At 64.8% G+C, this 24,691-nt stretch carries 24 protein-coding genes; 11 read left to right on the top strand and 13 right to left on the bottom strand.

The window, feature by feature from the left end:
• Window positions 1–2: 2 nt before the first annotated feature.
• Both AC1DQK_RS10185 and AC1DQK_RS10190 read right to left on the bottom strand, forming a co-directional pair.
• A complete protein-coding gene (locus AC1DQK_RS10185) occupies window positions 3–266 on the bottom strand; it encodes a hypothetical protein (protein WP_477870048.1) in 264 nt (87 codons plus the stop codon).
• Window positions 267–379: 113 nt separating this feature from the next.
• The gene (locus tag AC1DQK_RS10190; RefSeq protein ID WP_477870050.1) at window positions 380–2,236 is read right to left on the bottom strand and encodes a DUF885 domain-containing protein; all 1,857 of its coding nucleotides are present in this window, start codon (window positions 2,234–2,236) and stop codon (window positions 380–382) included.
• A gap of 63 nt (window positions 2,237–2,299) precedes the next feature.
• On the opposite strand from AC1DQK_RS10190, the gene AC1DQK_RS10195 reads away from it, so the two are divergent.
• From AC1DQK_RS10195 to AC1DQK_RS10225, 7 genes are all read left to right on the top strand, one after another.
• Window positions 2,300–3,037 (top strand): enoyl-CoA hydratase/isomerase family protein, encoded by a 738-nt coding sequence (locus tag AC1DQK_RS10195; RefSeq protein ID WP_477870052.1) that lies wholly within the window; start codon window positions 2,300–2,302, stop codon window positions 3,035–3,037.
• A complete protein-coding gene (locus AC1DQK_RS10200) occupies window positions 3,034–3,723 on the top strand; it encodes an N-formylglutamate amidohydrolase (protein WP_477870054.1) in 690 nt (229 codons plus the stop codon). Before AC1DQK_RS10195 ends, AC1DQK_RS10200 begins: the two co-directional genes overlap by 4 nt.
• 161 nt (window positions 3,724–3,884) lie before the next feature.
• Window positions 3,885–4,235, top strand: coding sequence for a response regulator (locus AC1DQK_RS10205; RefSeq protein WP_477870056.1), 351 nt, complete (start codon window positions 3,885–3,887; stop codon window positions 4,233–4,235).
• 324 nt (window positions 4,236–4,559) lie between these two features.
• The gene (ilvD, locus tag AC1DQK_RS10210; protein WP_477870057.1) at window positions 4,560–6,281 is read left to right on the top strand and encodes a dihydroxy-acid dehydratase; all 1,722 of its coding nucleotides are present in this window, start codon (window positions 4,560–4,562) and stop codon (window positions 6,279–6,281) included.
• 42 nt (window positions 6,282–6,323) lie between these two features.
• Window positions 6,324–6,668: a hypothetical protein gene (locus tag AC1DQK_RS10215; protein WP_477870059.1), complete on the top strand. Its 345-nt coding sequence runs from the start codon at window positions 6,324–6,326 to the stop codon at window positions 6,666–6,668.
• Entirely contained in the window at window positions 6,665–8,032 is a 1,368-nt protein-coding gene (locus tag AC1DQK_RS10220) for an NAD(P)H-hydrate dehydratase (protein WP_477870061.1), read from the top strand. Before AC1DQK_RS10215 ends, AC1DQK_RS10220 begins: the two co-directional genes overlap by 4 nt.
• A gap of 5 nt (window positions 8,033–8,037) precedes the next feature.
• Window positions 8,038–9,240, top strand: a complete 1,203-nt coding sequence (locus AC1DQK_RS10225) for a class I SAM-dependent RNA methyltransferase (protein WP_477870841.1) — start codon at window positions 8,038–8,040, stop codon at window positions 9,238–9,240.
• Here AC1DQK_RS10225 and AC1DQK_RS10230 read toward each other — a convergent pair.
• Window positions 9,237–9,671 (bottom strand): MAPEG family protein, encoded by a 435-nt coding sequence (locus tag AC1DQK_RS10230; RefSeq protein ID WP_477870063.1) that lies wholly within the window; start codon window positions 9,669–9,671, stop codon window positions 9,237–9,239. The two genes, AC1DQK_RS10225 and AC1DQK_RS10230, sit on opposite strands and share 4 nt — an antisense overlap.
• A gap of 161 nt (window positions 9,672–9,832) precedes the next feature.
• On the opposite strand from AC1DQK_RS10230, the gene AC1DQK_RS10235 reads away from it, so the two are divergent.
• Window positions 9,833–10,282: a BLUF domain-containing protein gene (locus tag AC1DQK_RS10235; RefSeq protein WP_477870843.1), complete on the top strand. Its 450-nt coding sequence runs from the start codon at window positions 9,833–9,835 to the stop codon at window positions 10,280–10,282.
• Here the strand turns inward: AC1DQK_RS10235 and AC1DQK_RS10240 are convergent.
• From AC1DQK_RS10240 to AC1DQK_RS10250, 3 genes are all read right to left on the bottom strand, one after another.
• Window positions 10,274–12,124 carry a hypothetical protein gene (locus tag AC1DQK_RS10240; protein ID WP_477870065.1) on the bottom strand — a complete coding sequence of 617 codons (1,851 nt, stop codon included), beginning with the start codon at window positions 12,122–12,124 and terminating at the stop codon, window positions 10,274–10,276. The genes AC1DQK_RS10235 and AC1DQK_RS10240 overlap by 9 nt on opposite strands.
• Before the next feature lie 48 nt (window positions 12,125–12,172).
• Window positions 12,173–13,225: a 1,9-bis(guanidino)-5-aza-nonane synthase gene (locus tag AC1DQK_RS10245; RefSeq protein WP_477870066.1), complete on the bottom strand. Its 1,053-nt coding sequence runs from the start codon at window positions 13,223–13,225 to the stop codon at window positions 12,173–12,175.
• A gap of 119 nt (window positions 13,226–13,344) precedes the next feature.
• On the bottom strand, window positions 13,345–14,538 hold the full coding sequence (locus AC1DQK_RS10250) for a type III PLP-dependent enzyme (RefSeq protein ID WP_477870068.1): 1,194 nt from the start codon (window positions 14,536–14,538) through the stop codon (window positions 13,345–13,347).
• Window positions 14,539–14,929: 391 nt separating this feature from the next.
• On the opposite strand from AC1DQK_RS10250, the gene AC1DQK_RS10255 reads away from it, so the two are divergent.
• Complete coding sequence (locus AC1DQK_RS10255; protein WP_477870070.1) at window positions 14,930–15,865, top strand: cation diffusion facilitator family transporter; 936 nt, start codon at window positions 14,930–14,932, stop codon at window positions 15,863–15,865.
• Window positions 15,866–15,872: 7 nt separating this feature from the next.
• Entirely contained in the window at window positions 15,873–16,970 is a 1,098-nt protein-coding gene (gene wecB, locus AC1DQK_RS10260; RefSeq protein ID WP_477870072.1) for a non-hydrolyzing UDP-N-acetylglucosamine 2-epimerase, read from the top strand.
• A 96-nt stretch (window positions 16,971–17,066) separates the two neighbouring features.
• Here the strand turns inward: wecB and AC1DQK_RS10265 are convergent, their stop codons facing one another.
• The 7 genes from AC1DQK_RS10265 to phhA form a co-directional block, all read right to left on the bottom strand.
• Entirely contained in the window at window positions 17,067–18,902 is a 1,836-nt protein-coding gene (locus AC1DQK_RS10265; protein WP_477870074.1) for a carbamoyltransferase family protein, read from the bottom strand.
• Between the two features lie 11 nt (window positions 18,903–18,913).
• A complete protein-coding gene (locus AC1DQK_RS10270; protein WP_477870076.1) occupies window positions 18,914–19,162 on the bottom strand; it encodes a DUF5989 family protein in 249 nt (82 codons plus the stop codon).
• The gene (locus AC1DQK_RS10275; RefSeq protein WP_477870078.1) at window positions 19,086–19,523 is read right to left on the bottom strand and encodes an SxtJ family membrane protein; all 438 of its coding nucleotides are present in this window, start codon (window positions 19,521–19,523) and stop codon (window positions 19,086–19,088) included. Before AC1DQK_RS10275 ends, AC1DQK_RS10270 begins: the two co-directional genes overlap by 77 nt.
• Window positions 19,520–20,485 (bottom strand): SGNH/GDSL hydrolase family protein, encoded by a 966-nt coding sequence (locus tag AC1DQK_RS10280; RefSeq protein WP_477870080.1) that lies wholly within the window; start codon window positions 20,483–20,485, stop codon window positions 19,520–19,522. The genes AC1DQK_RS10275 and AC1DQK_RS10280 overlap by 4 nt, the downstream gene beginning before the upstream one ends.
• A 67-nt stretch (window positions 20,486–20,552) precedes the next feature.
• Window positions 20,553–20,960 (bottom strand): hypothetical protein, encoded by a 408-nt coding sequence (locus tag AC1DQK_RS10285; protein ID WP_477870081.1) that lies wholly within the window; start codon window positions 20,958–20,960, stop codon window positions 20,553–20,555.
• 625 nt (window positions 20,961–21,585) lie between these two features.
• Window positions 21,586–21,954, bottom strand: coding sequence for a hypothetical protein (locus tag AC1DQK_RS10290; RefSeq protein WP_477870083.1), 369 nt, complete (start codon window positions 21,952–21,954; stop codon window positions 21,586–21,588).
• A gap of 177 nt (window positions 21,955–22,131) precedes the next feature.
• On the bottom strand, window positions 22,132–23,031 hold the full coding sequence (phhA, locus tag AC1DQK_RS10295) for a phenylalanine 4-monooxygenase (RefSeq protein WP_477870085.1): 900 nt from the start codon (window positions 23,029–23,031) through the stop codon (window positions 22,132–22,134).
• 122 nt (window positions 23,032–23,153) lie between these two features.
• On the opposite strand from phhA, the gene AC1DQK_RS10300 reads away from it, so the two are divergent.
• Window positions 23,154–24,677, top strand: a complete 1,524-nt coding sequence (locus tag AC1DQK_RS10300; RefSeq protein ID WP_477870086.1) for a fumarate hydratase — start codon at window positions 23,154–23,156, stop codon at window positions 24,675–24,677.
• Window positions 24,678–24,691: the final 14 nt, after the last annotated feature.

The following is a 24,691-nucleotide window of genomic DNA, read 5'->3' on the forward strand; positions in this document are numbered from 1 at the left end:
GGCTATGCCACGAAGTTTCCTGCAAAGGCCACCTCGTCGATCGGCTTGCGGCCGCTGGGCTTCTCGTTGTCGCGATCAGCAGCGAGGCGTTCTGCGCCCAGACCTGGTTCGCCGGCACCAGCAGACCAGAAAACGGTCCCAGTTCGCGCCGCGTCGAACAGCGTGCGGAGGTCGGCTTCGCCAAGCGACGACCCGTCGGATGCGCGCGGCGACCAGCGGTCGAGAAACAGGCGATCGACCTGGCTGTCGGTCACGCGATCGGTCATGCGATTTCTCATTGGGCGGTGGCTCATCACCTTAAGACGCGATATCGGCAGGCACCGGTGCAGACCATGGCGGGAATGCAAACGCTTCGTTCGCAAAGCGATCCGTCGCAGGATCAGTCTCGCCGCTTTGCCGACGGTAGCACGACGGTTTCGAGCAGATCCATCGGCATGGCGCCGTTGCCCAGCACCATCGCATGGAATTGCCGGAGATCGAAGCGCCTGCCGAGACGCGCCCTGAGGCGATCGCGCATCGACAATATCCGCAGCTGGCCCAGCTTGTAGCCGAGCGCCTGGCCTGGCCAGGCCATATAGCGCTCCACCTCGGCCACGACTTCGCTCATCGGCGAGCCGGTGTGCGACTGCATATAGGCAATCGCCTGTTCGCGGGTCCATCTGAGCCGGTGCAGTCCGGTGTCGACGACCAGCCGCACGCAGCGGAACAGGTCGTCCGCGAGCCGTCCGACATCGCCGGCGGGATCATGGGCATAGGCGCCGAGGTCCGCCGCGAGCCGTTCGGCATAGAGCGCCCATCCCTCCTGATACGCGTTGAAACTGGCGATGCGCAGCAGCAGCGGCGCCTGCGGCAGCGACAACAGGGTCGCGCCCTGGGTGTGATGGCCGGGCACGCCTTCATGAAAGCTGAGCGTCGGCAGTGCATATCGGTGGACTCCGCTCATGTCGCGCAGGTTCACCCAGTAGATGCCAGGACGAGAGCCATCGAGCGAGGGCCCGTCATAATAGCCGCCCGGTGCCGAGTCCTGTGTGGCCGGTGGGACGGCGCGGATCTCGAGGCGCTGGGTGGGGATCATCGCGTGCGGCAGGAAGCTCGGCTGGCGCGCTTCCATGCCCGCCACCAGCGCACGCAGATAATCGAGGACCTGCCGGCGACCTTGCGCTGTATCGGGAAAACGCTGCCGCGGATCGGCCGCCAGTGCATCGAGCCGTTGACGCAGCGTGCCCTTGCGAAGCCCGATCTGCCGTAGCCGCACGTCCAGCTGCGAGCTCACCAGCTTTATCTGGTCGATGCCGATGCGGTGGATCTGTTCGGGCGACAAGGAGCTGTCGCCGACCGAACGGATATTGGCGGCATAGAGCGCTTCGCCATCCGGCTGCGCCCAGATCCCGGCCTCCTCGCGTCCATCGGGAAGCATGTCACGGACCCGCGCGCGCAGCTTCGCATATGCGGGGCGGGCGCGATTTTCGAGCGAGACGATCGCGCGCTGTTCTGCGGCGGCGCGAATGCGGCTGTCCAGCCCCGCCGTCGCCATCCGCTCGCGCAGCGCCACGATCAGCGGATGGCTGTCGGGCGGGCCGGCGAGGAAATTCTCGAGCACCGGCAGCGTCTTTTCGAGCAGCACGCGTGGCGGGATGCAGCCGAGTCCCTGGTCCGCGCGCGTCTTCTCGACGACCCCGGCAAAGCCCGGGGCGAAGCCGTCGAGCTTCTCCAGCCATGCATCCACTTCGGTTGGCGTCGACAGCGGCTGCTGCGCCATCATCACATTGGGCGTGTTGATCGCGGGGCCGGACAGCTGGTTGACGATGTAGGGTTCGTGCCCGGAAAACCAGAAGGGATTGGGGCGGCCATAGCCGATCGCCGCCGAGCGCGTGCCATTTTCGATGACCGCGGCGGCGATCCGCAGCCGCAATGTCCCGAGCGCATCGCCGCTGCAGTCGATGCGCCCGATCGCCAACCCCGCCGCGCCGAGCGCGGCACGCCAGGCCGCTTCGCCTTCAGGGGAATAATCGTCCATCCGCCGCGCAAGCGGGCCGCCGCCGGCAGAGCGCGGAACGCCGCCATAGCTGCCGGTCTCGGGCGTGTGATCGAGCAGATCGTCGGTAATGGCATCGATCGGCGTGATGATCGGGCATGGGCCTGGGCGGTGGGGGCTGGCACTGGCAGGTAAGGCGGGGACGATGGCGGCGCTGCCGATCAGATATCCGAACTGGCGGCGCGAAACAGCTGGGGCCATCGAAGATTCCATATGTCCAGCGATGTCGTGACATTTTCGATGGGGAACGGCAACAGTCGGCGGATGTTCACCATCGATTCGATCGGCCGCGTCGCGCGGATCAGCCTCGACCGGCCCGCAGCCCGCAACGCCATCGCCATTGCGCATTGGGAGCTGCTGTCCGCCGCGATCGCGGAGGTCGCCATATCCGGAGCCAGGGTGTTGATCCTTCGGTCCGCCGCGCCGGGCATCTTCTGCTCCGGCGCGGACATCGGGGATCTTGAGGCGCTCGGCGCCGACCCGGCGATGCGAACCCGTTTCCGCGTCGGCATGGCGGCGGCTTTAGATGCGCTTGCGGCGCTGCCGATCGCGACGATCGCTGCGGTCGACGGCGGCTGCTATGGTGCGGGCGTGGCGCTGGCACTGGCCTGCGACATCCGCATCGCCGGGGCGAAGGCGGCGTTCGGAATCACTCCGGCGAAGGTAGGGATCGTCTATCCGGCCGGGGATGTCGCGCGGCTCAAAGCGCTGGTCGGGCCGGGCCAGGCCGCTCGGCTGCTAGTGTCGGGCATGACGATCGACGCCGATCGGGCGCTGGCGATCAGGCTGGTCGAGGAATGTGCGCCGGCCGCCGACACGGCGGCGCTGGCGCTGGCGGAGACGATCTCGGTCAACTCGGCCTCCAGCGTCACCGGCCTCAAGCGCATTCTGGCCGGGGACAGCGATGCCGACCGACTGTTCGAGGACGCGTTCGGCGGCGGCGATTTTCTCGAAGGTGTCGCGGCCTTCCAGGCGCGGCGCCGGCCGATGTTCGCCGGATGAGCGGCCTGCTGCTGGTCGCCGATCATGCCTCCAATCATGTACCTGGCGACATCGACCTCGATGTCCATCCGTCGTTGCTGGACCAACATATGGCGATCGACATCGGCGTCGAGCCGCTCGGCCGGCTGCTGTGCGCGCAACTCGGCATGGAGGGAATCTTCGGCCCGGTGTCGCGGCTGGTGATCGACCTCAACCGCGAGGAAAATGCTCGTGGGCTGATTCCGATCGAAAGCGACGGCTTCGCTGTCCCTGGCAACGCCCTGCTCGACGATGTCGGTCGGCGCGCCCGGATCGAGCGGTTCTGGCGCCCCTATCATGGCGGCATCGCTGCGCGCATCGATGCGCATCGCCCGCGGCTGATCGTCTCCCTTCACAGCTTCACGCCCCGGCTCGCCACCAGGCCGCATGAGCAGCGGCCGTGGCAGGTCGGGGTGCTGTATAATCAGGACGATCGCGGGGCGCGGCCAGGCATCGCGGCGCTGCGTTCGGCAGGGATCGTGACTGGCGACAACGAGCCTTATTCGGGCAAGGTGCTGAACGCGACGATGAACCTGCACGCCGAGGGGAATGGGATAGCCTATCTCGGGCTGGAGGTCCGGCAAGACATGATCGGCGACGATGCGGGGGTTGCGGCATGGGCAGAGAAGCTGGCGCCGGTGATCCGGCATGTCGCGAGTCGTATCTAGAGTGCTTCCCGCTCACTGGTGCATTTAAAAATTTCATGGATTCGTTGGCGTAGGATTCAGGGCTTTTGCGTTTGGCGGAACAGGATTATGCAGTTGGCAGTTTTGCGGTGGAGAACGTCATTCCGCTTGTGGGAGACACGTCTCCCAAACTGGCGATTGGCATGCAGAAGACGGTTTTGATCGTCGAGGATGAGTATCTTATCGCGATGGATCTTCGGCTGTGGGTCGAGGGCCATGGCTGGCGCGCCATCGGCCCTGTGGCGACGGTCAATGCCGCACTCCGCCTCATAGAAGACGAACTGCCTTCGGTCGCCCTGCTCGACGTCCACCTGGGAGATGAGCTCGTCACGCCGGTAGCAGAGGTCCTGAAAGCCCGCGGCGTGCCCTTCGCCCTGGCAACCGCCTATGCCCAGCCGGAGCAGTTCGGTGGCCCTGCTCTCGCTGGTGCGCCTAATGCCGGCAAGCCAACCAGCCAGCGCAGCCTGCTCGCAACCCTGGAGCAGCTGATGTGATCTGGAGGGGCCGTCGTGCCGCGGCGCCTTTCGACGGACGCTTTCGGCTGGTGGGTGAAGGGTAAGCTGCGCGACCGAGCGCCGGACTGTCGATCGGCACCGGTTCATCGAATCGGAATATGAAGGCGAAGTAGCATCAGCCTGGTCCTGCCATGGGATCGTCGCTGCCGATAAGTGCTGCCCAATTCTCATGGCGGCGACCGCGCCTTTGCTGCCGGCACAACGCTGCTCGATGCCGACACGCGCGCTCCGGACGGCTTGCCAGGGCCTTGCCTCGACCGCCCCGCAGCGCCTAGAGCGCTCCGCGCAACCAAGGAAGTCCCGATGACGCAGATATTCGACAAGTCGAAACTCCCCAGCCGCCATGTCTCGGTAGGCCCCGAGCGGGCGCCGCAGCGCAGCTATTATTATGCAATGGGGATGACCGAGGAGCAGATTGCGGCGCCGTTCGTCGCGGTCGCTTCCGCAGGCAACGACTCTGCGCCGTGCAACACCGCGCTCGACGCGCAGGCCGACGTCTGCCGCGAAGGCGTGATGGAAGCGGGCGGCACGCCGCGGCGGTTCAATACCATCACGGTCACAGACGGCATCGCGATGGGTCATCAGGGGATGAAGTCTTCGCTGGTCAGCCGCGAAGTCATCGCCGATTCGGTCGAGCTGTCGGTGCGCGGCCATTGCTATGACGCGGTCGTCGGCTTCGCCGGCTGCGACAAGTCGCTCCCCGGCATGATGATGGCGATGTTGCGCCTGAACGTGCCGTCGATCTTCGTCTATGGCGGTTCGATCCTGCCGGGCACCTATCAGGGCCGCGACCTTACCGTGCAGGACGTGTTCGAGGTGGTGGGGCGCTATTCGGCCAATGCTTGCCCGCTGTCGGAAGTGACCGCGATCGAGAAGGCAGCCTGCCCCGGCCATGGCGCGTGTGGCGGACAGTTCACCGCCAACACCATGGCCTGCGTCGGCGAAGCGATCGGCCTGTCGCTGCCCAATTCGAACATGATGCCCGCGCCCTATCGTGGCCGCGACGAGATCGCGCGCGCGGCAGGCCGCCAGATCATGGAGCTGATCGCGAAGAATATCCGCCCGCGCGATATCTGCACCCGCGATGCGTTCGAGAATGCCGCCCGCATCGTCGCGGCGACCGGCGGCTCGACCAATGGCGGGCTGCACCTGCCGGCAATGGCGCATGAGGCCGGGATCGACTTCTCGCTGTTCGACGTCGCCGAGATCTTCAAGACCACACCATATCTCGCCGACCTCAAACCTGGCGGCAAATATGTCGCCAAGGACATGTACAATGCCGGCGGCGTGTACATGCTGATGAAGACGATGCTCGGCGAAGGGCTGCTGCATGGCAACTGCATGACCGTCACCGGCAAGACGCTGGGCGAGAATATAGATGAGGTCACCTGGAACCCTGACCAGAAGGTGATCTACGACGCCAAGTCGCCGATCACCCCGACCGGCGGCGTCGTCGGCCTGAAGGGCACGCTTGCGCCAGAGGGCGCGATCGTCAAGGTCGCCGGCATGGCGCGGCTCGAGTTCACCGGGCCGGCGCAGGTGTTCGACTGCGAAGAGGATTGCTTCGCCGCGGTCGAGGCGCGCGAGATCGGCGAGGGCTCGGTGATCGTGATCCGCTACGAAGGGCCGAAGGGCGGTCCGGGCATGCGTGAGATGCTGGCGACCACCGCCGCGCTCTATGGCCAGGGCATGGGGGAGAAGGTCGCGCTGATCACCGACGGCCGCTTCTCGGGGGCGACCCGGGGCTTCTGCATCGGCCATGTCGGACCCGAAGCCGCCGACGGCGGCCCGATCGCCCTGATTGAGAATGGCGACATCATCCGCATCGATGCCGTCGCAGGCACCATCGACCTGGAGGTGCCGGCCGATGTGCTGGCGGCCCGCAAGGCCAAGTGGCGGCCGCGCATGAACGACTATCAGTCGGGCGCGCTGTGGCGCTATGCGCAGAATGTCGGGCCGGCCTGGGCGGGTGCGGTGACGCATCCCGGCGGCAAGGCCGAGACTCACGTCTTTGCGGATATCTGAATTTGGAGCAGCGCTCAGCCTTCAGTGCAGCGGAGCGCTGATGTGAGCCGGCTCCCGATGGCAGGCGGGCCGCTGCTTGCGCTGCTGGCAGGCTGTGGTCCGGCCGGCAGCGGCAGTATCGCCGGCGAGCCGATCGCCTGTCTGTTGCCCGGCAAGAGCGGCTTCGAGCAACTGTGTACCATCGACAGGATGCGCAGTCCCGACGGCATAGTCCTGACGGCGCGGATGCCCGATGGCGGGTTTCGCCGACTGCTCGTCGTCAAGGACGGCCGCGGGGTGATCGCAGCGGATGGGGCCGAGCCCGTGACGGTGAAGCCGGGCAAGGACAGCATCGACGTGACGGCCGGCAGCACCGTCTATCGCCTGCCCGCGCGGATCGCGCCATGATCGGGCGAGCGATCCTCACCGCCGCCGAGACACGCGCCGCCGAGGCGGCGGCGTTCGCGCAGGGCGTTACCGTGGAGCAGGCGATGGAGCTCGCCGGCAGCGCGGTCGCCGAGGTGGCGTGGCGCTATGCGGGGCGCGCGTCGACACTGGTGGTGTGTGGGCCCGGAAATAATGGCGGCGACGGCTATGTGATCGCGCGGCTGCTGAAGGCGCGTGGGGTCAGCGTCCGGGTTGCGGCCAGCGGCGAACCCAGGAGCGATGCCGCGCGCGCCATGCGATCGCGCTGGGGTGGTCCGGTCGAGCCGCTGGTGGAGGCGCAGCCTGCATCCGTGATGATCGACGCGCTGTTCGGCACCGGCCTTGCACGGCCGCTCGATGCGGCGGTGGCGGAACCCTTGGCGCGGCTGGCGGGAGCGGCGACCCGGAGGATCGCGGTCGACCTGCCGAGCGGGATCGGTACCGACGACGGCGCGCTGCTCGGGCCCGCGATCGGCTATGACCTGACGGTCGCGCTGGCGGTGCTCAAGCCGGCGCACCGGCTACAGCCGGCCGCGGCGCTGATGGGGCGGCTGGTCGTGGCGGATATCGGCATCCCGGGGACTTCGCTGCTCGTCGAAATCGGGCGGCCGCATCTTCCCGCACCTGGCCCCGCCGATCATAAATATAGCCGCGGCCATGTCGTCGTCGCGGAGGGCGCCATGCCGGGTGCGGCGCTGCTGGCGGCGATGGCGGCGCAGCGCGGCGGCGCCGGCTATGTGACGCTTGTCGGCCGCGGACCGGGCGGGCCGGCCGCGATCGTCCGGCGCGATGCCGCGCTGGGCGATGTGCTGGCCAACCGCCGGGTGGGGGCGGTGCTGGTCGGACCGGGGCTCGGCCGCGATACGGCGGGCCGCGCGTTGCTCGATGCGGCGCTGGCGAGCGGCAAGCCGCTGGTCCTCGATGCCGATGCGCTGATGCTGCTGGCCGGCACCGGCCCTATTGCCGGAACACCGGTGCTGACACCGCACGAAGGCGAGTTTGCGGCGCTGTTCGGCGATCTGCCCGGCAGCCGGATCGAGCGGGCGCGTGCCGCGGCGGCGCGGTCGCGCGCCGTGGTCGTACTCAAGGGCGCCGATACGGTGGTGGCCTCGCCGGACGGTGCCGCTGCGATCGCCAGGACGGCGCCGGGCTGGCTCGCCAGCGCCGGGACAGGCGACGTGCTCGCGGGGCTCATCGCAGCAAATCGCGCGCGCGGCCTCGCGCCCTTCGAAGCGGCTTGCGCGGGCATCTGGCTGCATGGCCGCGCCGCCGAACTGGCGGGGCCGGCCCTTATCGCCGACGACCTGATCGGGCATCTTCCCGCAGCAATGGCGGAGTGCCTGTGAACGACATGGTCCCGATCATCCGCATTGCCGCGCGCGGCGAGGGCATTACCGAGGATGGACGGCACTCGCCGCTGTCCGCGCCCGGCGACCTGCTCGCCGTGGACGGCACGCTGGTCCGCGGCCCGCATCATGTCGACCCGCCATGCCGGCATTTTCCGAAATGCGGCGGCTGCCAGCTGCAGCATATCGACGACTCCAGCTATGTGGAGTTCATGGGGCAGCGGATCGTCAGTGCGCTGGGCCAGCAGAAGATCGCGACTCCCGAACTGACGCCCGCCATCCTGTCGGCACCCGAGACGCGCCGCCGGACCTCGCTGCGCGCCGAACGGCAGGGCAAGCGGATGCTGATCGGTTTCAACGAGGAGCAAAGCCACCACATCGTCGACATGAAGATGTGCGCGATTATGCATCCGGCGCTGTTCGCGCTGATCGATCCGCTGCGTAAATTGCTGCACCCGATGCTGCGCGACCGGCGCGCGGCGGGCGTCCAGATGACGCTCGTCGACCAGGGCGTCGACCTGCTGCTCGACAAGGTCGAGGTCGAGGGACTGGCGGCGGTGGAAGCGCTCAACGATTTCGCGCAGCTGCACCGGTTGGCGCGGCTCTCGATCGACGACGGCTACGGCTCGCAGCCGCGCTGGGAGCCGGAGCCCGCCACCGTCACGCTGGGCGGACTTCCGGTGACCTTCCCGGCCGGTGGCTTCCTTCAGGCGACCGCCGATGGCGAAGCGGCGCTGGTGGCGGCGGTCGAGGCGATCGTCGGCGACGCCGACATGGTCGCCGACCTGTTCGCCGGGCTGGGGACCTTCACCCTGCCGCTTTCCGCCGGGCGCCGCGTCTATGCGGCGGAGGGCGCGCGCGATGCGGCGCTGGCGCTGAAGTCTGCCGGGGAGCGGGCCCAGCGCCTGATCGCCGTCGAGCATCGCGACCTGTTCCGTCGCCCGCTACAGCCGGATGAACTCGACCGCTTCGCCGCCGTGGTGCTCGATCCGCCACGCGCCGGTGCTCGCGAGCAGGTCACAGCACTCGTCGCCTCGGCCAAGGTCGCGCGCATCGCCTATGTTTCGTGCAATCCTTCGACCTTCGCGCGCGACGCGCGGACGCTGGTGGAGGGCGGCTGGCAGCTGGAACGGATCACCCCGGTCGGCCAGTTCCGCTGGTCGACCCATGTCGAGCTGGTCGCCGCGTTCATACGGGCACCAGGCTAAGCAGCAGGGCCCGACAACAGGATCAGCGCGGCCCTGATGGCCAGCGTGAACAGCACCAGAGAAGCCGCCAGGAAAAGCATGAAGCGCAGGCCGACATGGTTGGAGAGCGCCTGGACCAGGCTGTGCGCCACGCGTAGCCCGACATATATCCACGCCAGCGCGGCGTTGATGCCGCCGCCTGCGCCCAACAGGGCGAGAACGATCGCGGTGGCATAGAAGATCGTCGGCTGCTCGTGAAGGTGGTTGTAATTGTCCGCCTTCCACCGGATTCGCGCCGGTATCTTGTCCATGAATTCGCTGACCGGCCGCTGCGGATCGTAGACAAGGCGTCCCTTCACGATGGCCGGTATGCGGGTGGCGAAAAGCCAGGCCATCATCGCGCCGGTCCACAGCACCAGTGCGATGACGGCTGCCAATATCTGTGTATGCATCTCGTCATCCTCCCCGATTTACGCAGGCTGACGGCTGACTGCCAGGCTGTCCACCCGAATCGCCGTGGGGGGCTCTCATAGGAATCGCGTAAATCATGGTTAAATTGGTATAATTGCGAAGTGCGCCGGCCGCTTGATCATGGCATCACCGCAGCATGAGGATGATTTCGCTAATCTACGTTAGTCGCAGCCTGATCGCACGTTGCGCGCAGCAGGAGGAGATCGACAGCATCGTCAGCGGCTCGATGGCGCGCAACGCCCAATTGGCCGTGCGCGGCGCGCTGATTTACACCGAGCGGCATTTCGGGCAATTGCTCGAGGGCCCGGAGATGGCGGTGGATGAATTGATGAGCAGCATCGCGCACGATCCACGGCACGACTGCGTCACCATCATCGAGCGCAAGCCGATCGACTGCTACCGCTTTCCCAACTGGGGCCTCGCCTATTGGGGTACCGCCAGCTACATGGACCGCCGGATTGCGACCGTGCTGAACAAGCTGGAGGCCCCGGCGATGGCCGAGAAGACGGCTGAACTGTACAAGCTGATGCGGATGCTGGCGCAGGAAAGCACAAAGCAGCGGGCCCCGATCGGCAGGCCGTCGTCAAGCTGAACTGACGCCCTGCCGATCCGCCTGGTTCCACAGCTTGCGGCCGTCCGACTGGATGAATTCATGATGGCGGTAGAGCCACCACAGCGCATCGGCCACCTCGCTGCGCAGCGAGGTGGCCGCATCGCCGAACATCACGGTGTCGATGTCGAGCGCGAGCGCCTGCCTGCTGAGATCGACACGAAGGGCATCATCCCGGACGATGCGCAGCGCAGCCGCCACATATTCGGCTTCAGTCCTTGCCACCAGCCATTCAGGCATGCCGAGGCGGCGCAGCAGCATGGCATCGGTGCGGCCGTGCGGTTCGGGGCACTCCATCGCCACCACCGGAATGCCCTGCCGCAGCGAATCGATCACGCTGTGCAGCCCACCGAACGGAAAGGGGCTGAGGTTCAGGTCGCAGGATGAGACGATCTCGAGGTAGCGGTCATAGCGCAACGTCGGATGGACGATGGCGCCGGGCAGGATCTGCTGGACGCTCTTGCGGATGGCGTCGAGCTCCAGTCCCGTCGCGTTGGGAAGCAGATGCAGTTCGAGCGGCCGACCGGCGTCGGCGCGGATCCGCGCGATCACGGACAGGAAGGCTGGATTGAGCTTCAGCGCGTTGCTGGGGAGGACGATGCTTAGCGGCTGCGGCTTGTCGCGGATCTGCGGCGGAAGCGGTGCATAATGCGGGGCCCGCTCGAAGATCAGGCTGTCGTCGGGCAGGGTTATGACGGTTTCGCCGAACAGTGCGGGATCGGAGACATAGCCTTGCTCGAGCAGATAATAGTCGATCGTGTCGCAGAAGGTCGATGCCGAATGGCCCAGCCCGGTCAGCTGGATCGGCGCCAGCCGCAGATTGGCGAACAGCGGGCCCCAATGGCGCATGCCGACGCTGGGATAGAAGATGATGTCTGGCGCCGTCTCACCGATCAGCCGGGCGATGTCGCGCAGATAGACGGTGTCGGTGCCGCGTTCGAACGTCAGCACCCGGTCGAACAGTGCTGCCACGGCCTCGTCGACCTCGCGCTTCTCGGTCAGCAGCACCAGTTCGAAGCGGGTGCGGAGCTGCCGCAGATATTGGCCGAAATAGCGATACTGGACATGAACGCTGTGCATGATCTCTGCGGCGAACAACAGCACCGGGCGTGTCTTGTCGGCCCGCCTCGCCGGCAGCTCCGCGTCCTGGAGGCCAAGATCCGCCGCCACATTGCGCAGCACGCCGTTGAAGCCGCGCTTTATCGCGTGCTTCCCCGCGGTGCCGGCATAGCTGCAGACCATCCAGGCCGAACTGATCAGCACCAGATGATCGACGCCGGCAGGGTAGGTGCCCAGCGGCAGCGACGGGGCGGCATCGAGCAGCTGGTTGCGGCGCTGCTGGCCGCGCAGCGTCATCACCGGCTTGGTGGCGATCAGGCTAGCCAGCAGCTGGGTGGCAAGGCGCGGCCCCGCTGCGCCCAATATCTTCGGATCCCATTCAAATGGCGTTTCCAGCGATAGCAGAACGAGCCGCTTCGCGATCTGCCCGGCCGGCGCGCTGACCGGCGTATCGCCGAGCAGCCGGATGATGACATCCGGGCCGCCAAAGCCCGACAGCTCGAAAACCTGCCGCATCGTGCCGGCGACGACCATCAGGCGGTCGGCGTCCGCGGCGCTGAGCTCCAGCTGGGGATCGGCGAAGACCGCGATGATCGCAGCGGCTAGCCGGTGGATCAGCACGCCGCGGTTGACCGCCTTGTCGGGCTGGCCGGCATCCTCGAGCAGGGTGCCGACCGTCATGTTGCGCAGCGCGCTGATCATCCGCGCCATGCGGTCGGGCGAACGGGCATAGGCTGCCCGCTCGAAGCCGATGAGGTCGCTCATCGCTTCGCCCCTAGCGTCATGCGCAAACTTCCCGCCGGTCCGGCCCGATCAATCGAAAATCTTGCCCCACGCCCGCTTCGCACGGCCTTTCCAATGGCCGCGGTGATAGGCGTCCGACGCCAGCAGCGGCACCACCGAACCGGCCTCGGCGAAGACCATCTGCTCGATGCCGGTGTTGACCTTGCCCCAGCTCGCAGCCTCCTGCAGCGTCGACGAAGAGCAGGCGCCGTCGCGCACGTCGGCGACGGTGATCTGCACCGCATATTTGTGGACCTGGACATCGTCATGGCCGAGAATCTCGGCGCAGACGACGGTGTCCTGGATGAAGTTCTTCGGCACGCCGCCGCCAATCATCAGCAGGCCGCTGGTGCCCGCCTTGATCTTGATGTCTGTCAGCTCGCGGAAGTCGGCGATCGCGTCCAGCACCATATAGGGGCGGCCTGCCTTCATGCAGTCGACCTGATGCTTGACGAGGCCGAAGCCCGCCGAGCTGTCGACAAAGGCGGGGCAGAAGATCGGCACGTCATGCTCATAGGCGAGCTTGACGAGGCTGTTCTCCTTCTTGCCGTGCTCGACGAGATATTTCCCCATCTCGCGTATGAAAGCGCGGCTCGAATAGGGGCGCGGTTCGAGCGAGTTCGCGATCTCGTAGATCGTGTGGTCGCAATCCTGGAGCTGCTCCTCGTCGATATAGGTATCGTAGATCCGGTCGATCAGCAGCGAGCGCAGCGTATCGTCGTCGGGCACTTCGAGCGCCTGGTAATGTTTGTGGCCGAGGCCCTCGAAGAAATCCATGTCGACGATCGACGCGCCGGTAGCGACGACCGCGTCTACCATGCCCGAGCGGACCAGTTCGGCATAGGCGTCCATGCAGCCGCCCGCCGAGGTCGAACCCGCGATCACCAGGAAGATGGTGCAGTCGGGATCCTCGAGCATCTGGTTGTAGATGCCGGTGGCACGGGCGAGATCGCGGCTGGTGAAGCTCATCTTGCCCATCGCGTCGATGATCGGGCGGGCGTCGAAGCTCTTGATGTCGATATGCTCGACCACGGTCGAGAGCAGCTCGGCCTTGCGGGTGTCGTTGATGGCCACTTCGGTCATTGTCTTCTCCAGAAATCAATCGCCGTCATCCCAGCGGAAGCTGGGATCTCCCTTGTTTCTGGCAAGGAAACGAGATCCCAGCTTTCGCTGGGATGACGGATTAATGTGGTCGTCAGCCCTTACAGCTTGATGACGTTCGACGGAACCGCCTCGCGGACCTCGTCGTCGGCTACATAGAGGCTCGCCATCGGCTCGTCGTCCATGACCACCCGGTCGCCGGCGGTGAAGCCGTTGAAGCCGGTGCGCATCGCGCAGCCATAGGCACCGAGCATGCCGATCTCGATATAATCGCCGGGGCCGATATCGGCGGGCAGCATGAACGGGCCCGCCATGCGATCCATGTCGTCGCAGGTCGGGCCGTAGAAGCTGAACGCCAGGTCCCGCGCCCGCGACGGCGTGTCGCGCAGCAGCTTCACCGGGAAGCGCCAGCCGATATGGGCCGCATCGAACAGCGCCCCATAAGCGCCATCGTTGATGTACAGCTCGTGCTCGCGGCGGCGTTCGACCCGCACCAGCAGGCTGGCATATTCGGCCGACAGCGCGCGGCCGGGCTCGCACCACAGTTCCGACGAATAGCTGACCGGCAGGCTCTCGAAGCTTTTGTGGATCGCGTCGAAATAGCCTTCGAGTTCGGGTGGCTCCATCCCCGGGTAAACCGACGGGAAACCGCCGCCGACATCGATCACGTCGACCGTGACGGCCGCCAGGACGATCGCCGCGCGCACCTTCTCCATCGCCTGCACATAAGCCGACGGGCTCATCGCCTGGCTGCCGACGTGGAAGCAGATGCCGAGCGCGTCCGCCACCTGGCGGGTGCGGATCAGCAGCTCCTTCGCCTCGCTCAGCTCGACGCCGAACTTCGACGCGAGGCTAAGCTTCGACATCTCTGAGGAGACGCGCAGCCGCACGCACAGGGTCAGGTCGGTCGCGGCCTGGGTGGCGCGGACGATCTTCTCCAGCTCCTCGATCGAATCGAGCGAGAAGGTGCGGACGCCATGCGTGAAATACGCCTCGGCGATCGCCTCCTCGGCCTTCACCGGGTGCATGAAGCAGAGTGTTGCATCGGGCAGCACCCCCGCGACCAGCCGCACCTCGGCAATCGACGCGACGTCATAATGCGTCACGCCATTATCCCACAGGATCTGGATCAGGTCGGGCGATGGATTCGCCTTGACCGCATACATGGATCGCCCCTGGAACTTCTCCACGAAGAACCGGGCAGCCCGCGCGGCGGCGTGGGGACGAAGGAGCGTAACCGGCTGAACCGGCTTCAGGGACGCAGCTAGCCCCAGCGCGCTATGATGCTTGTGCAACTCAAGGGACCTCCGGGTGTAACGTTGGCAAGAAAGCTGCCTTGCGGTGGAAGTCCCATGGGGCAGCGGAGGCGCGGATATATGGTGCGATAACAGCTATGTAAAGTTGCGATCTGCAGCTCGTCGCGTCGAGCGGCCATATTGTCGATCAAGTCCATGGAAAATAGGATAAAATCATCAAAAGCTGTTGACGGGTTTCGTCGCTTTTCCGGCGCGAATCGGTCGAGCCGCGCTTGCGTTTGGCCCGGCGCTATGGCTTGGCTGCGTAATGACGCTCGAACCTGCCCCAGGATGCCGTGCCGCGGCTGTCGCCGATAGCGACGGGCCGGCGTCCCGGGGCGCGCTGCCGACGGCCTTCCTCATCCTCCAAGCCAGGGTGTAGGCCGGCGGCATGGCAGATCAGCATCACGAGCATTCCGGCCATGGTCACGGGCATTCGCATGCGCCCAAGGAGTTCGGCCGCGCCTTTGCGATAGGCGTGGCCCTCAACCTGGGATTCGTGATCGTCGAGGGCGCGGCAGGCTGGCTGTCCGGATCGATTGCGCTGATCGCCGATGCCGGGCACAACCTGTCCGACGTGCTCGGGTTGCTGATGGCCTGGGCGGCCTATGCCCTGGCGAAGCGGCCCGCGAGCGCGCGCTTCACCTATGGGCTTCGGGGATCGTCGATCCTCGCCGCGCTGTTCAACGCGATCCTGCTGCTGGTCGCCTGCGGGGCGATCGCGCTGGGGGCTGTCCAGCGCCTGCTGCACCCCGCGCCGGTGGAAAGCGGCGCGATGATGGCGGTCGCCGCGGTCGGCATCGTCATCAACCTGGGCACCGCACTGCTGTTCCTGCGCGGCCGCGAACATGATCTCAACATCCGCGGGGCGTTCCTCCACATGGCGGCCGATGCCGCGGTGTCCGCAGGCGTGGTCGTGGCGGGGCTGATCGTCGCGCGGACAGGGATGTCCTGGATCGATCCGGCGATGAGCCTGGTGATCGTCGCGGTCATCGTCGCCGGCACCTGGGGCCTGTTCCGCGATGCGCTGAGCATGTCGCTACATGGCGTTCCGGGCGGCATCGATGTCGACGAGGTCAGCGCGCGGCTTGCCGGCCTGCCCGGCGTCGGCGCCGTCCATCATGTCCATATCTGGCCGACCAGCACCACCGAAGTGGCGCTGACCGCGCACCTGCTGATGCCGTCTCAGGGCGAGAACGACGCCTTCCTCGCCGAAACCGCGCAGCTGATGCGCGACGAGTTCCGGATCGGCCACTCGACATTCCAGATCGAGCATGGCGCCTGCGCCGACGAGCGGCGCGATTGCGCGCCCGCGCACCAGCATTGAGGGCTGCATGATCCGTCCTGCCATCGTCCACCTGATCGCGGCCGCGCGCCCCAATTTCATGAAGGTCGCGCCGCTCTGGCATGCGCTGAAGGCGACCGCGGACTTTGCGCCGGTGATCGTCCATACCGGCCAGCATTACGATGCGGCGATGTCGGACGACATCTTCGCCGACCTGGGCCTGCCGGCGCCGGACCATCATCTCGGCATCGGCTCGGGCAGCCACGCCGAGCAGACGGGCAGGGTGATGATCGCCTATGAGGCGCTGGCGATCGCCGAGCGGCCGGACTGGCTGATCGTGGTCGGTGACGTCAATTCGACCGCGGCGGCATCGATGGCGGCGGGCAAGCTGCGCATTCCCATCGTCCATCTCGAAGCCGGCCTGCGCAGCCGCGACCGCGACATGCCGGAGGAGCTCAACCGGCTGGTGACCGACGTGCTCGCGGACGTGTTGTGGACGCCGTCGCCCGATGCCGACGACAATCTGATCGCCGAAGGCATCCCGCGCGAACGCATCACCCGCGTCGGCAATATCATGATGGACAGCTATGAGCTGGTCCGCCCGGCGATCCTGGCGGCGGACTATCCGGGCGAACTTGGACATAAGCCGGGCGGCTATGGCGTGGTCACGCTGCATCGCCCGTCGAACGTCGACCTGCCCGAACAGCTAGAGCGGCTGGTCGACGCACTCGTCGCGGTGCAGGCGCAGCTGCCGCTGATCTTCCCGGTTCACCCCCGCACCCGCCAGCGGCTGGGCGACGCCGGCATCGCCAGACTGGAAGGCGCAGGCATGAAGCTGGTCGGGCCGGCCGCCTATGTCCGCTTCATGAGCCTGGTCGCCGGGGCCGCCGCGGTGATCACCGATTCCGGCGGCATCCAGGAGGAAACCACCTATCTCGGTATTCCCTGCCTGACGCTACGCGAAAATACCGAACGGCCGATCACGATCAGCGAGGGCACCGCGCAGCTGGTGAATGCGGGCAATCTGCTCGAGCGACTTTTGGCCGCGCTCGCAGAACCGAAGCAGGACCGCAAGCGGCCGGAATATTGGGACGGCAAGACCGCCGGGCGCTGCGTTGAGGATCTGCGGCGGCGGATGGGGGCGTAGGGCGGGGTCGGGTGGCGACGGCTTTGCGGCCAGTTTCCGCCGCCAGTACAGCAACGGTTTAGTTTGCGCCGCTATCGTTCAACCCCCGATTACGACCTAGTCAAGTTCAAAAGCCGCCTTGTAATCGGCCGCCAATGATGGGTCCTGATCCTCTTTCCGCAGGATGCAGTTTCCTACAACGAGGCGCTCGATTTCCGTGCCCATGAAGCAGCGGAAGGCATCTTCAGGGTTACAGACGATCGGTTCGCCCCGGACATTGAAGCTGGTGTTCACCAGTACGGGGCATTCGGTGCGCTCCTTGAAGTTCGAAAGCAGCTGCCAATATCTAGGGTTTGTCTCTCGGTGAACCGTCTGAATACGAGCAGAATAGTCAACGTGCGTGACGGCCGGGATTTCCGACCGCGGAACATTGAGCTTTTCGATCCCGAATAGCGCCTCTTCGGCGTTCGTCATTTTGCGTCGACGCTCGTGGAGCACGTCGCCGACAAGCAGCATGTACGGACTGTCCGTATCCACATCGAACCAGTCAGCAACATCCTCCCGAAGAATGGACGGAGCGAAAGGGCGGAAGCTCTCGCGATATTTCACCTTCAGGTTGAGCAGCTTCTGCATTGTCGGCGAGCGCGGATCGCCTAGAATGGAGCGGTTACCGAGCGCGCGTGGGCCGAATTCCATTCGGCCCTGCATCCAGCCTACAGCCTTACCCTCTACCAGCGAATCCGCCGTGGCAGAAATCAGCTGCGCTTCATCCAGAACGGTATATTGGGCGCCGCAACTGCGTAGCTCCTTTTCGATCGCGACCTGTTCGAAAGCAGGGCCGAGATAGGCACCTTGCATCTGGTCCCGCTCCAGAGTGATGCTCCGCGGCTGACCGCAATATTGGTGCCAGACCGAAAGGGCGGCTCCGAGCGCACCCCCCGCGTCACCCGCAGCAGGTTGTATCCATATATCGTCGAAGATTCCTTCTCTGTGAAGCCGACCATTTGCGACGCAGTTGAGGGCCACACCGCCGGCAAGGCACAGTTTTCGCTCTCCGAAGTGGGTGCGCGCATGGCGTGCAAGCCGGAGCACCACTTCTTCCGTGACTTTCTGGATGGACGCAGCCAGGTCCATTTCCCGCTGGGTCAGGTCGTCTTCCGGCTTTCGCGGAGGACCGCCGAACAGCGCATCGAACGCGGGCGATGTCATGGTGAGGCCGGTCGCATAATCGAAGTAGCGTTGATCGAGCCAGAACGATCCATCCGGTTTTAGATCGATCAGGTGGTCCAAGATAGTCTGGGCGAAGCGCGGCTCCCCATAGGGGGCGAGCCCCATCACCTTATATTCCCCGGAATTAACACGGAAGCCAGTGTAGAAGGTGAACGCGGAATAGAGCAGACCAAGCGAATGGGGGAAATGTAGTTCCCTATGGATGGCGAGGCGGTTTCCTTGGCCGACGCCAAGCGAGGTGGTGCACCATTCGCCGACACCATCCATGGTGAGCACGGCGGCACTCTCGAACGGCGAAGGGAAAAACGCGCTGGCCGCATGCGACTCATGATGTTCCGCGAACAGGATGGCGTCATTCCGTCCGCCGCCGCCGGGGAGCGCCTGGAGCGCAGAGCGCAGCATTGACTTCTGGAAGAGCTTTTCCTTCAGCCAAACTGGCATTGCACGGCGGAAGGATGCGAAACCTCGAGGTGCCGTGGCCAGATATGTTTCCAATAGCCGCTCAAATTTCGCGAACGGCTTTTCGTAAAAAACGACGTGGTCGACGCCGTCGAGCCCACAACCCGCCTCCTCCAGGCAGTAGGTTGCCGCCGATGCCGGAAATCGAGGATCATGCTTCTTGCGCGTGAAGCGCTCCTCCTGCGCGGCAGCGACAATTCTGCCGTCCTCGATCAAAGCCGCAGCGCTGTCGTGATAAAATGCCGAAATTCCTAGAATTCGCATGTGGGACCCGATCAGAACAGAGTGTAAATGAATGGCGCGAGCGCTGTGCCCGAGGTCAACAGAATAAGGCCGCCAAATATCGCCAGTACGAAAAGGATCGGAAGAAGCCAGAATTTCCGCCGGGCTCCCAGGAACGCCCAGATCTCTCGTGCAAACTCCATGATGGGTTCCTTTCTGGTTCGATCAGAATTGGTGCTCGACTGAACGCGGAAGCGGCCCCGGGGGATCGCGATCGATCCAGTGGCTCGGTGCGTTGGCATCGCGGCGGAGGCGCAGGGCGTCCCGTCCGCTAAGCCGCATTACCAGGGCGTAAGGAGTGAAGATCAGTCCAAAAATTGCAAACATGATCACCGGGTTCGTTATGCGAGCGAGCAGTGCTCCGAGTTGCATCCAAAGGCGATTCAAGGGCGCCAGTGCCTGGGGAGCCAGGACAGCGACAGTGATCAGAGCCAAGCCGGCACAACCAGTGGCCATTGTGTCGACCGTCCAGGCGCCATGGATCAGTCGCTTGGTTATGCAGAAAAGCAACAGCACGCTGCCCACCGTCCAGCCGAAGCTGCGCTCCGATGGAAGCTTAACATCCTTGTACTCGATGAATTCCTCGTGGGCGTGGCTGCTCATGGCTTACCCTTCCTCGGTTGCTGATTGCCGGCCGTTGCCGCCCGTGACTGTTGCTCCCATGCCGGGCCGAAGCGGCGAAGAAGAACGTCGCTAGCAAGTTGATTGGCGTATGCGCTCGCATGCGCATCGAAGCGATTTACGATCAGGCTTTTCCGATCCGACACAGCAGCCAGAGCCGGACGCAGATCAACGCAGGCGATGCGTTCCCGATGGCACCGCTCCAGGAGCTTGTCGATCAAGCCATCGTTCGGGCTGAGGCCGATCGGACGACCAAGCTCCGGCCAGATGTAGATCGCGATCGGTATCGCCGCGGCACGGGCGACATTCAGAACCTCCGCGAGTCGAGCGTCGGCGCGCTGCGCGAGTTCGTCGCGGGGGTCGCGGAAGCGCGCATAATAGGCATCCGGATCTACAAGTCCGAGCCGGATCTGGGCATCGGCGAAAGCATGGGAGAGCAACATGTACAGCGCTGATGAGCGGGACAGAGGTTCATGCAGGATCCATCCAGGCTGCTTTGGATCGGGACGGCGCGTTTGGGGATCGTCGACGTCGTTCAGATACCATTGCAACAAAATGAAATGTGGGTGCGAAGCACGTATTGCGACCGCCATGTTCGCGCGATGCTCGGCGTAGTTGGCACCGGGCACGCCGAAATTAAGCACTTCGTAGCGATGCTCTCGCCGGTTAAGCAGCTCATCTAGGCGATCGGAAACGCGATCCCGTTCCATGATCCCCGCGCCATAGGTAAAGCTATCGCCTATAATTGCGATCCGGAAGATGCCGGGCTGAGCCATCGGCGTGAAGTCGCGGTCGCGAAATCCAAGGCGATTTTTTTGGGGCGGGTGGCTGGTATACCATCTCTGCGAGAAGTAATCAGTGCGGTTGCCCGTCGTGCCTATATCGGAGAGCAGGATCCGAGCACCTATCTCGCAGCCGAACAGCACGATAATGAGCGACGCCATGCACAAGCCTACATTGGCGAATATTTTGCGGAGCTTGGACGATGGGCGTTGCTGGGCAACTATCGTACTAGCCAAGGGCGTGTTCCCTATCTTGCAAGGCTGAAATGGCGAAGCTCGATCGGCGGTGCGGCAGCCGTGCACCGAGTGAATGCAAAGGCATCACGAAGCTCTCGTCTACCCCGAGACTGACGAGCCACTTTCGAAAAGAGCGGGTTGATGCAAAGATAAGGCTCGCCTCGTAAATTACAGTCGGCAAGTCATCATCGAGGGGCACAAAGTATCGGAGGCCCGGAATCGTCAGCGGTAGCTTTTTAACCACAGTATCAAGCGACTGGTCGATCGCATCAGGGCTGATATCGTTGAGGACCAAGGCAATCATGCCATGCGCACTGCTGCGGTAGATATGATGCAACAGTGGCTGGAAGGCTACGCAGCCATGCCTGAAGACCAACTCGATAACTGCCTGAATGGCCATGCGCCCGTCTCCGATGGCACCCGCGGAAGCTGGCTCGGGGCTCCGACAACCGCGTGACCCCAGACCTACATGTTCATCTGTGATTTCCGCAGCGCGCATAAGATTAGCAAATAGGCCTTTGTTGGTAACAACATTGAGCATGTGCCAGCGACGACACGAAATTTGGTAACCTGAGCGAGAAATTCATTGTTTAGAGGAGGGCGCTAGAATCCGAGCGTGATTACCCGAAGCTGGTGAGCGATCACCCTGTCGCCGGTTGGCGGAGCAGGTAGTCGATGCCATCGATCCCGATATATGTCTGCGGGTAATCGTGATCCGGATATCGGGTGCGCAACACCCGCCTGAGCTCGAAGCCGGGCCGGTTCGTCGAGGGATCAGCGCAGATCGCTGTCATAGGAGGAGACGATACCGCGCCGTCGAGCGTCAAGCCGCCATCACCGTCGACATTGTCGCGGACGGAGGATGCCGATCACGCCATCCAACGGAAAGCGTGCTAGCAGGACTTGCCGAAGTAGCGTGAACGCTAGCTTTCCCGCCTGCGCATCGACAGCGGCGATCTGTCGATGACAGCAAACGCCTTAGCCCGATCCTCTGGCAAGGGCAGTCAGCGGTCGCCCGTGTCGGGTCAGGAGCTCTTCGTATCGCGTTCACTGCGGAATCGCCGGCTCAGCATCTTTCCTCCCGCTCCCAGAACAAGGAGGGCGCCCAAGCCGATGCCGGCGATCGGCGCCGGAGTACCGTGAGCACCGCCGCCACCGCCACCGCCATTACCGCCGCCACCGCCATTCCCGCCACCACCGGCATTGCCGTTCGAGCCCGTGTTGCCGTTGTTCCCGTTATTCGGGTTGCCATGGCCGGCATTGCCGTTCGCGTTCCCGTTCCCGCTGTTGCCGTTATTGGGATTGCCGGCAGCGAAGGCGGGGATGGACAGCGAGCACCAGCCCAGCGTCGCGACAATCAGGGTCAGGCGCGTGATTTTGTGCATGATGCTCATCCCCAGAGGTGGTTCGATCGTAATCGATACCTCCCGGCGATCGCGATTTCACTTGCGCATAATATGTAACTCCTAGTCTCCATCGCAGCTCGCCGCCCTGTGGCGGCAGCCACGTCATGTCTGCTTTCGCGATATTCATTGCAAAACGGGCCGTCCGTAACCTGCTCGAGACCAGCCTCAATCCGGCGCTGCTACCGCCTCGCGCGCCAGTGCATAGGCTTGCGTTCCCCGCGTAATCACCATGTCGCCCGCGACGATCTCGCCCGGCTCGATGTCGTCCTGCTCCGCGATCTCGGCATAGACCGGGCCGAAGTCGGTTTCGATCGTCTGGCGGAGCAGATCGTCGAAGCTGTCGATCACGAAGTAATTCTGCTGGTAGTCGTCGATCCGGTAGCGGGTGCGCATCACCCGCCTGAGGTCGAAGCCGAGCCGGTTGGGCGAGGGGTTGTCGAGCGCGAAGATCGACTCGCCATAGGAGGAGACGATGCCCGCGCCGTAGAGTTTCAGGCCGCCATCACCCTCGGCGCCGTCGCGGACCAGGCCGAATTCGACGGTATACCAGTAGAGGCGCGCCAGCCGGTCGATCGCGCCCTGTTCCAGGGCGCGGAGGCCGCCGCGGCCATAGGCCTGCATATAGTCGGCGAACACCGGGTTGGCGAGCAGCGGGACGTGGCCGAACACGTCGTGAAAGATATCCGGCTCCTGTAGGTAGTCCACCTGCTCGGGCGTGCGGATGAACCGGCCGGCAACGAAGCGGCGGTTGGCGAGATGTTCGAAGAAGACGTCCTCCGGCACCAGTCCCGGCACGGCGACGACCTGCCAGCCGGTCGTTGCCATCAGCCGCTCGGACAGTTCGGCGAAATCGGGGATGCCGCGCTTCGACAGCCGCAGGATATCGAGCCCTTCGAGGAAGGCCGGCGCGACCCGGCCCGGCAACATCGCCGACTGGCGCGCGAACAGCCGATCCCACATCGCATGCTCGGCAAGGTTATAGCTGTCCCACGCCTGGGCTATGGTCCAGTCGGATGCGGCGCCCGGGGGCGGGGCAGCGGCTATGGTCTCGTCGGTCTTGAGCATCACAGCGATATAGCAACAGATGATACCATTTACACCGGTGCATCGGCCGCATTTTAGGGCTGACCGGCGCTGCCTTTGGCGTCTATGTGGATGCATAAAGCAGCATCGCGGGAGCCGGGGCCATGACCGTCATCATCAAGGAAGCCGATCTGATCGAGAGCGTCGCCGACGCGCTCCAATATATCAGCTATTATCACCCGATGGATTATATCAGGGCGCTTGGCGCGGCCTATGAGGCGGAACAGGGGCCAGCCGCCAAGGATGCCATCGCGCAGATCCTGACCAACAGCCGGATGTGCGCGGAGGGCCACCGTCCGATCTGCCAGGATACCGGCATCGTCACCGTCTTCATCAAATGGGGCCAGCAGTGCATGCTGGATTCCGAGAGAAGTCTGCAGGAGGTCGTCGACGAGGGCGTTCGCCGCGCTTACCTCCATCCCGAAAACCGGCTGCGCGCGTCGATCCTCAAGGACCCGGCGTTCAGCCGCGTCAACACCAAGGACAACACGCCGTCTGTGCTCAACGTCGAGATGGTGCCCGGCCATCATGTCGAGGTCGCGGTTGCGGCCAAGGGCGGCGGTTCGGAGAACAAGTCGAAGTTCGCGATGCTGAACCCATCGGAATCGATCGTCGACTGGGTGATCGAGACCGTCCCGAAGATGGGTGCCGGCTGGTGCCCGCCGGGGATGCTCGGCATCGGTATCGGCGGCACCGCCGAAAAGGCGATGACGATGGCCAAGGAATCGCTGATGGGCGATATCGACATGGCCCAGCTCAAGCAGCGCGGCCCCCAGAACGACATCGAGAAGCTGCGGATCGAGATCTTCGACAAGGTCAACGCGCTCGGCATCGGCGCGCAGGGGCTTGGCGGCCTTTCGACCATCCTCGACGTCAAGATCCTCGATTATCCGACCCATGCGGCATCGAAGCCGGTGGCGATGATCCCGAACTGCGCGGCGACCCGCCATGCGCATTTCCATCTCGACGGCTCGGGCCCGGCCTATCTCGATCCGCCGAATCTCGACGAATGGCCGAAGGTGGAATGGGCGCCGTCGAAGGAGTCGATCCGCGTCGACCTGAACGCGCTGACCCCCGAGATCGTCGCGAGCTGGAAGCCGGGCGACCGGCTGCTGCTCAACGGCAAGATGCTCACCGGCCGCGATGCCGCGCACAAGCGCATCCAGGAGATGCTGGCGAAGGGCGAGCCGCTGCCGGTCGATTTCAAGGGCCGGGTGATCTACTATGTCGGCCCCGTCGATCCGGTGCGCGACGAGGTCGTCGGCCCCGCCGGCCCGACCACCGCGACCCGCATGGACAAGTTCACCGACATGATGCTCGAGCAGACCGGCCTCATCGCCATGGTCGGCAAGGCCGAGCGCGGGCCTGCGGCGATCGAGGCGATCCGGAAGCACAAGGCCGCCTATCTGATGGCGGTCGGCGGTGCGGCCTATCTGGTGGCCCGCGCGATCAAGGGCGCCAAGGTCGTCGGCTTCGCCGATCTCGGCATGGAGGCGATCTACGAGTTCGATGTTAAGGACATGCCGGTCACGGTGGCCGTAGACGCGACCGGCGAGAGCGTCCACCACACCGGCCCGCTGGTGTGGCGCGAGAGGATCGCCAAGGAGAAGCTGCTCGAGACCGCGTAAGGCGCCGTCGCCCC

The organism is Rhizorhabdus sp. P4_G5, from assembly GCF_056401065.1.

What these genes read in the sequence shown, in the direction of transcription:
- AC1DQK_RS10270 (WP_477870076.1), bottom strand. Translation starts at nt 19,162, where the DNA reads ATGCCAACGCACCGAGCCACTGGATCGATCGCGATCCCCCGGGGCCGC.
- AC1DQK_RS10225 (WP_477870841.1), top strand. Translation starts at nt 8,038, where the DNA reads ATGGTCCCGATCATCCGCATTGCCGCGCGCGGCGAGGGCATTACCGAG.
- AC1DQK_RS10275 (WP_477870078.1), bottom strand. Translation starts at nt 19,523, where the DNA reads ATGAGCAGCCACGCCCACGAGGAATTCATCGAGTACAAGGATGTTAAG.
- phhA (WP_477870085.1), bottom strand. Translation starts at nt 23,031, where the DNA reads ATGCTCAAGACCGACGAGACCATAGCCGCTGCCCCGCCCCCGGGCGCC.
- AC1DQK_RS10280 (WP_477870080.1), bottom strand. Translation starts at nt 20,485, where the DNA reads ATGGCGTCGCTCATTATCGTGCTGTTCGGCTGCGAGATAGGTGCTCGG.
- AC1DQK_RS10255 (WP_477870070.1), top strand. Translation starts at nt 14,930, where the DNA reads ATGGCAGATCAGCATCACGAGCATTCCGGCCATGGTCACGGGCATTCG.
- AC1DQK_RS10235 (WP_477870843.1), top strand. Translation starts at nt 9,833, where the DNA reads ATGATTTCGCTAATCTACGTTAGTCGCAGCCTGATCGCACGTTGCGCG.
- AC1DQK_RS10240 (WP_477870065.1), bottom strand. Translation starts at nt 12,124, where the DNA reads ATGAGCGACCTCATCGGCTTCGAGCGGGCAGCCTATGCCCGTTCGCCC.
- AC1DQK_RS10285 (WP_477870081.1), bottom strand. Translation starts at nt 20,960, where the DNA reads ATGGCCATTCAGGCAGTTATCGAGTTGGTCTTCAGGCATGGCTGCGTA.
- wecB (WP_477870072.1), top strand. Translation starts at nt 15,873, where the DNA reads ATGATCCGTCCTGCCATCGTCCACCTGATCGCGGCCGCGCGCCCCAAT.
- AC1DQK_RS10230 (WP_477870063.1), bottom strand. Translation starts at nt 9,671, where the DNA reads ATGCATACACAGATATTGGCAGCCGTCATCGCACTGGTGCTGTGGACC.
- AC1DQK_RS10195 (WP_477870052.1), top strand. Translation starts at nt 2,300, where the DNA reads ATGTTCACCATCGATTCGATCGGCCGCGTCGCGCGGATCAGCCTCGAC.
- AC1DQK_RS10200 (WP_477870054.1), top strand. Translation starts at nt 3,034, where the DNA reads ATGAGCGGCCTGCTGCTGGTCGCCGATCATGCCTCCAATCATGTACCT.
- ilvD (WP_477870057.1), top strand. Translation starts at nt 4,560, where the DNA reads ATGACGCAGATATTCGACAAGTCGAAACTCCCCAGCCGCCATGTCTCG.
- AC1DQK_RS10190 (WP_477870050.1), bottom strand. Translation starts at nt 2,236, where the DNA reads ATGGCCCCAGCTGTTTCGCGCCGCCAGTTCGGATATCTGATCGGCAGC.
- AC1DQK_RS10205 (WP_477870056.1), top strand. Translation starts at nt 3,885, where the DNA reads ATGCAGAAGACGGTTTTGATCGTCGAGGATGAGTATCTTATCGCGATG.
- AC1DQK_RS10265 (WP_477870074.1), bottom strand. Translation starts at nt 18,902, where the DNA reads ATGCGAATTCTAGGAATTTCGGCATTTTATCACGACAGCGCTGCGGCT.
- AC1DQK_RS10185 (WP_477870048.1), bottom strand. Translation starts at nt 266, where the DNA reads ATGACCGATCGCGTGACCGACAGCCAGGTCGATCGCCTGTTTCTCGAC.
- AC1DQK_RS10220 (WP_477870061.1), top strand. Translation starts at nt 6,665, where the DNA reads ATGATCGGGCGAGCGATCCTCACCGCCGCCGAGACACGCGCCGCCGAG.
- AC1DQK_RS10300 (WP_477870086.1), top strand. Translation starts at nt 23,154, where the DNA reads ATGACCGTCATCATCAAGGAAGCCGATCTGATCGAGAGCGTCGCCGAC.
- AC1DQK_RS10290 (WP_477870083.1), bottom strand. Translation starts at nt 21,954, where the DNA reads ATGAGCATCATGCACAAAATCACGCGCCTGACCCTGATTGTCGCGACG.
- AC1DQK_RS10245 (WP_477870066.1), bottom strand. Translation starts at nt 13,225, where the DNA reads ATGACCGAAGTGGCCATCAACGACACCCGCAAGGCCGAGCTGCTCTCG.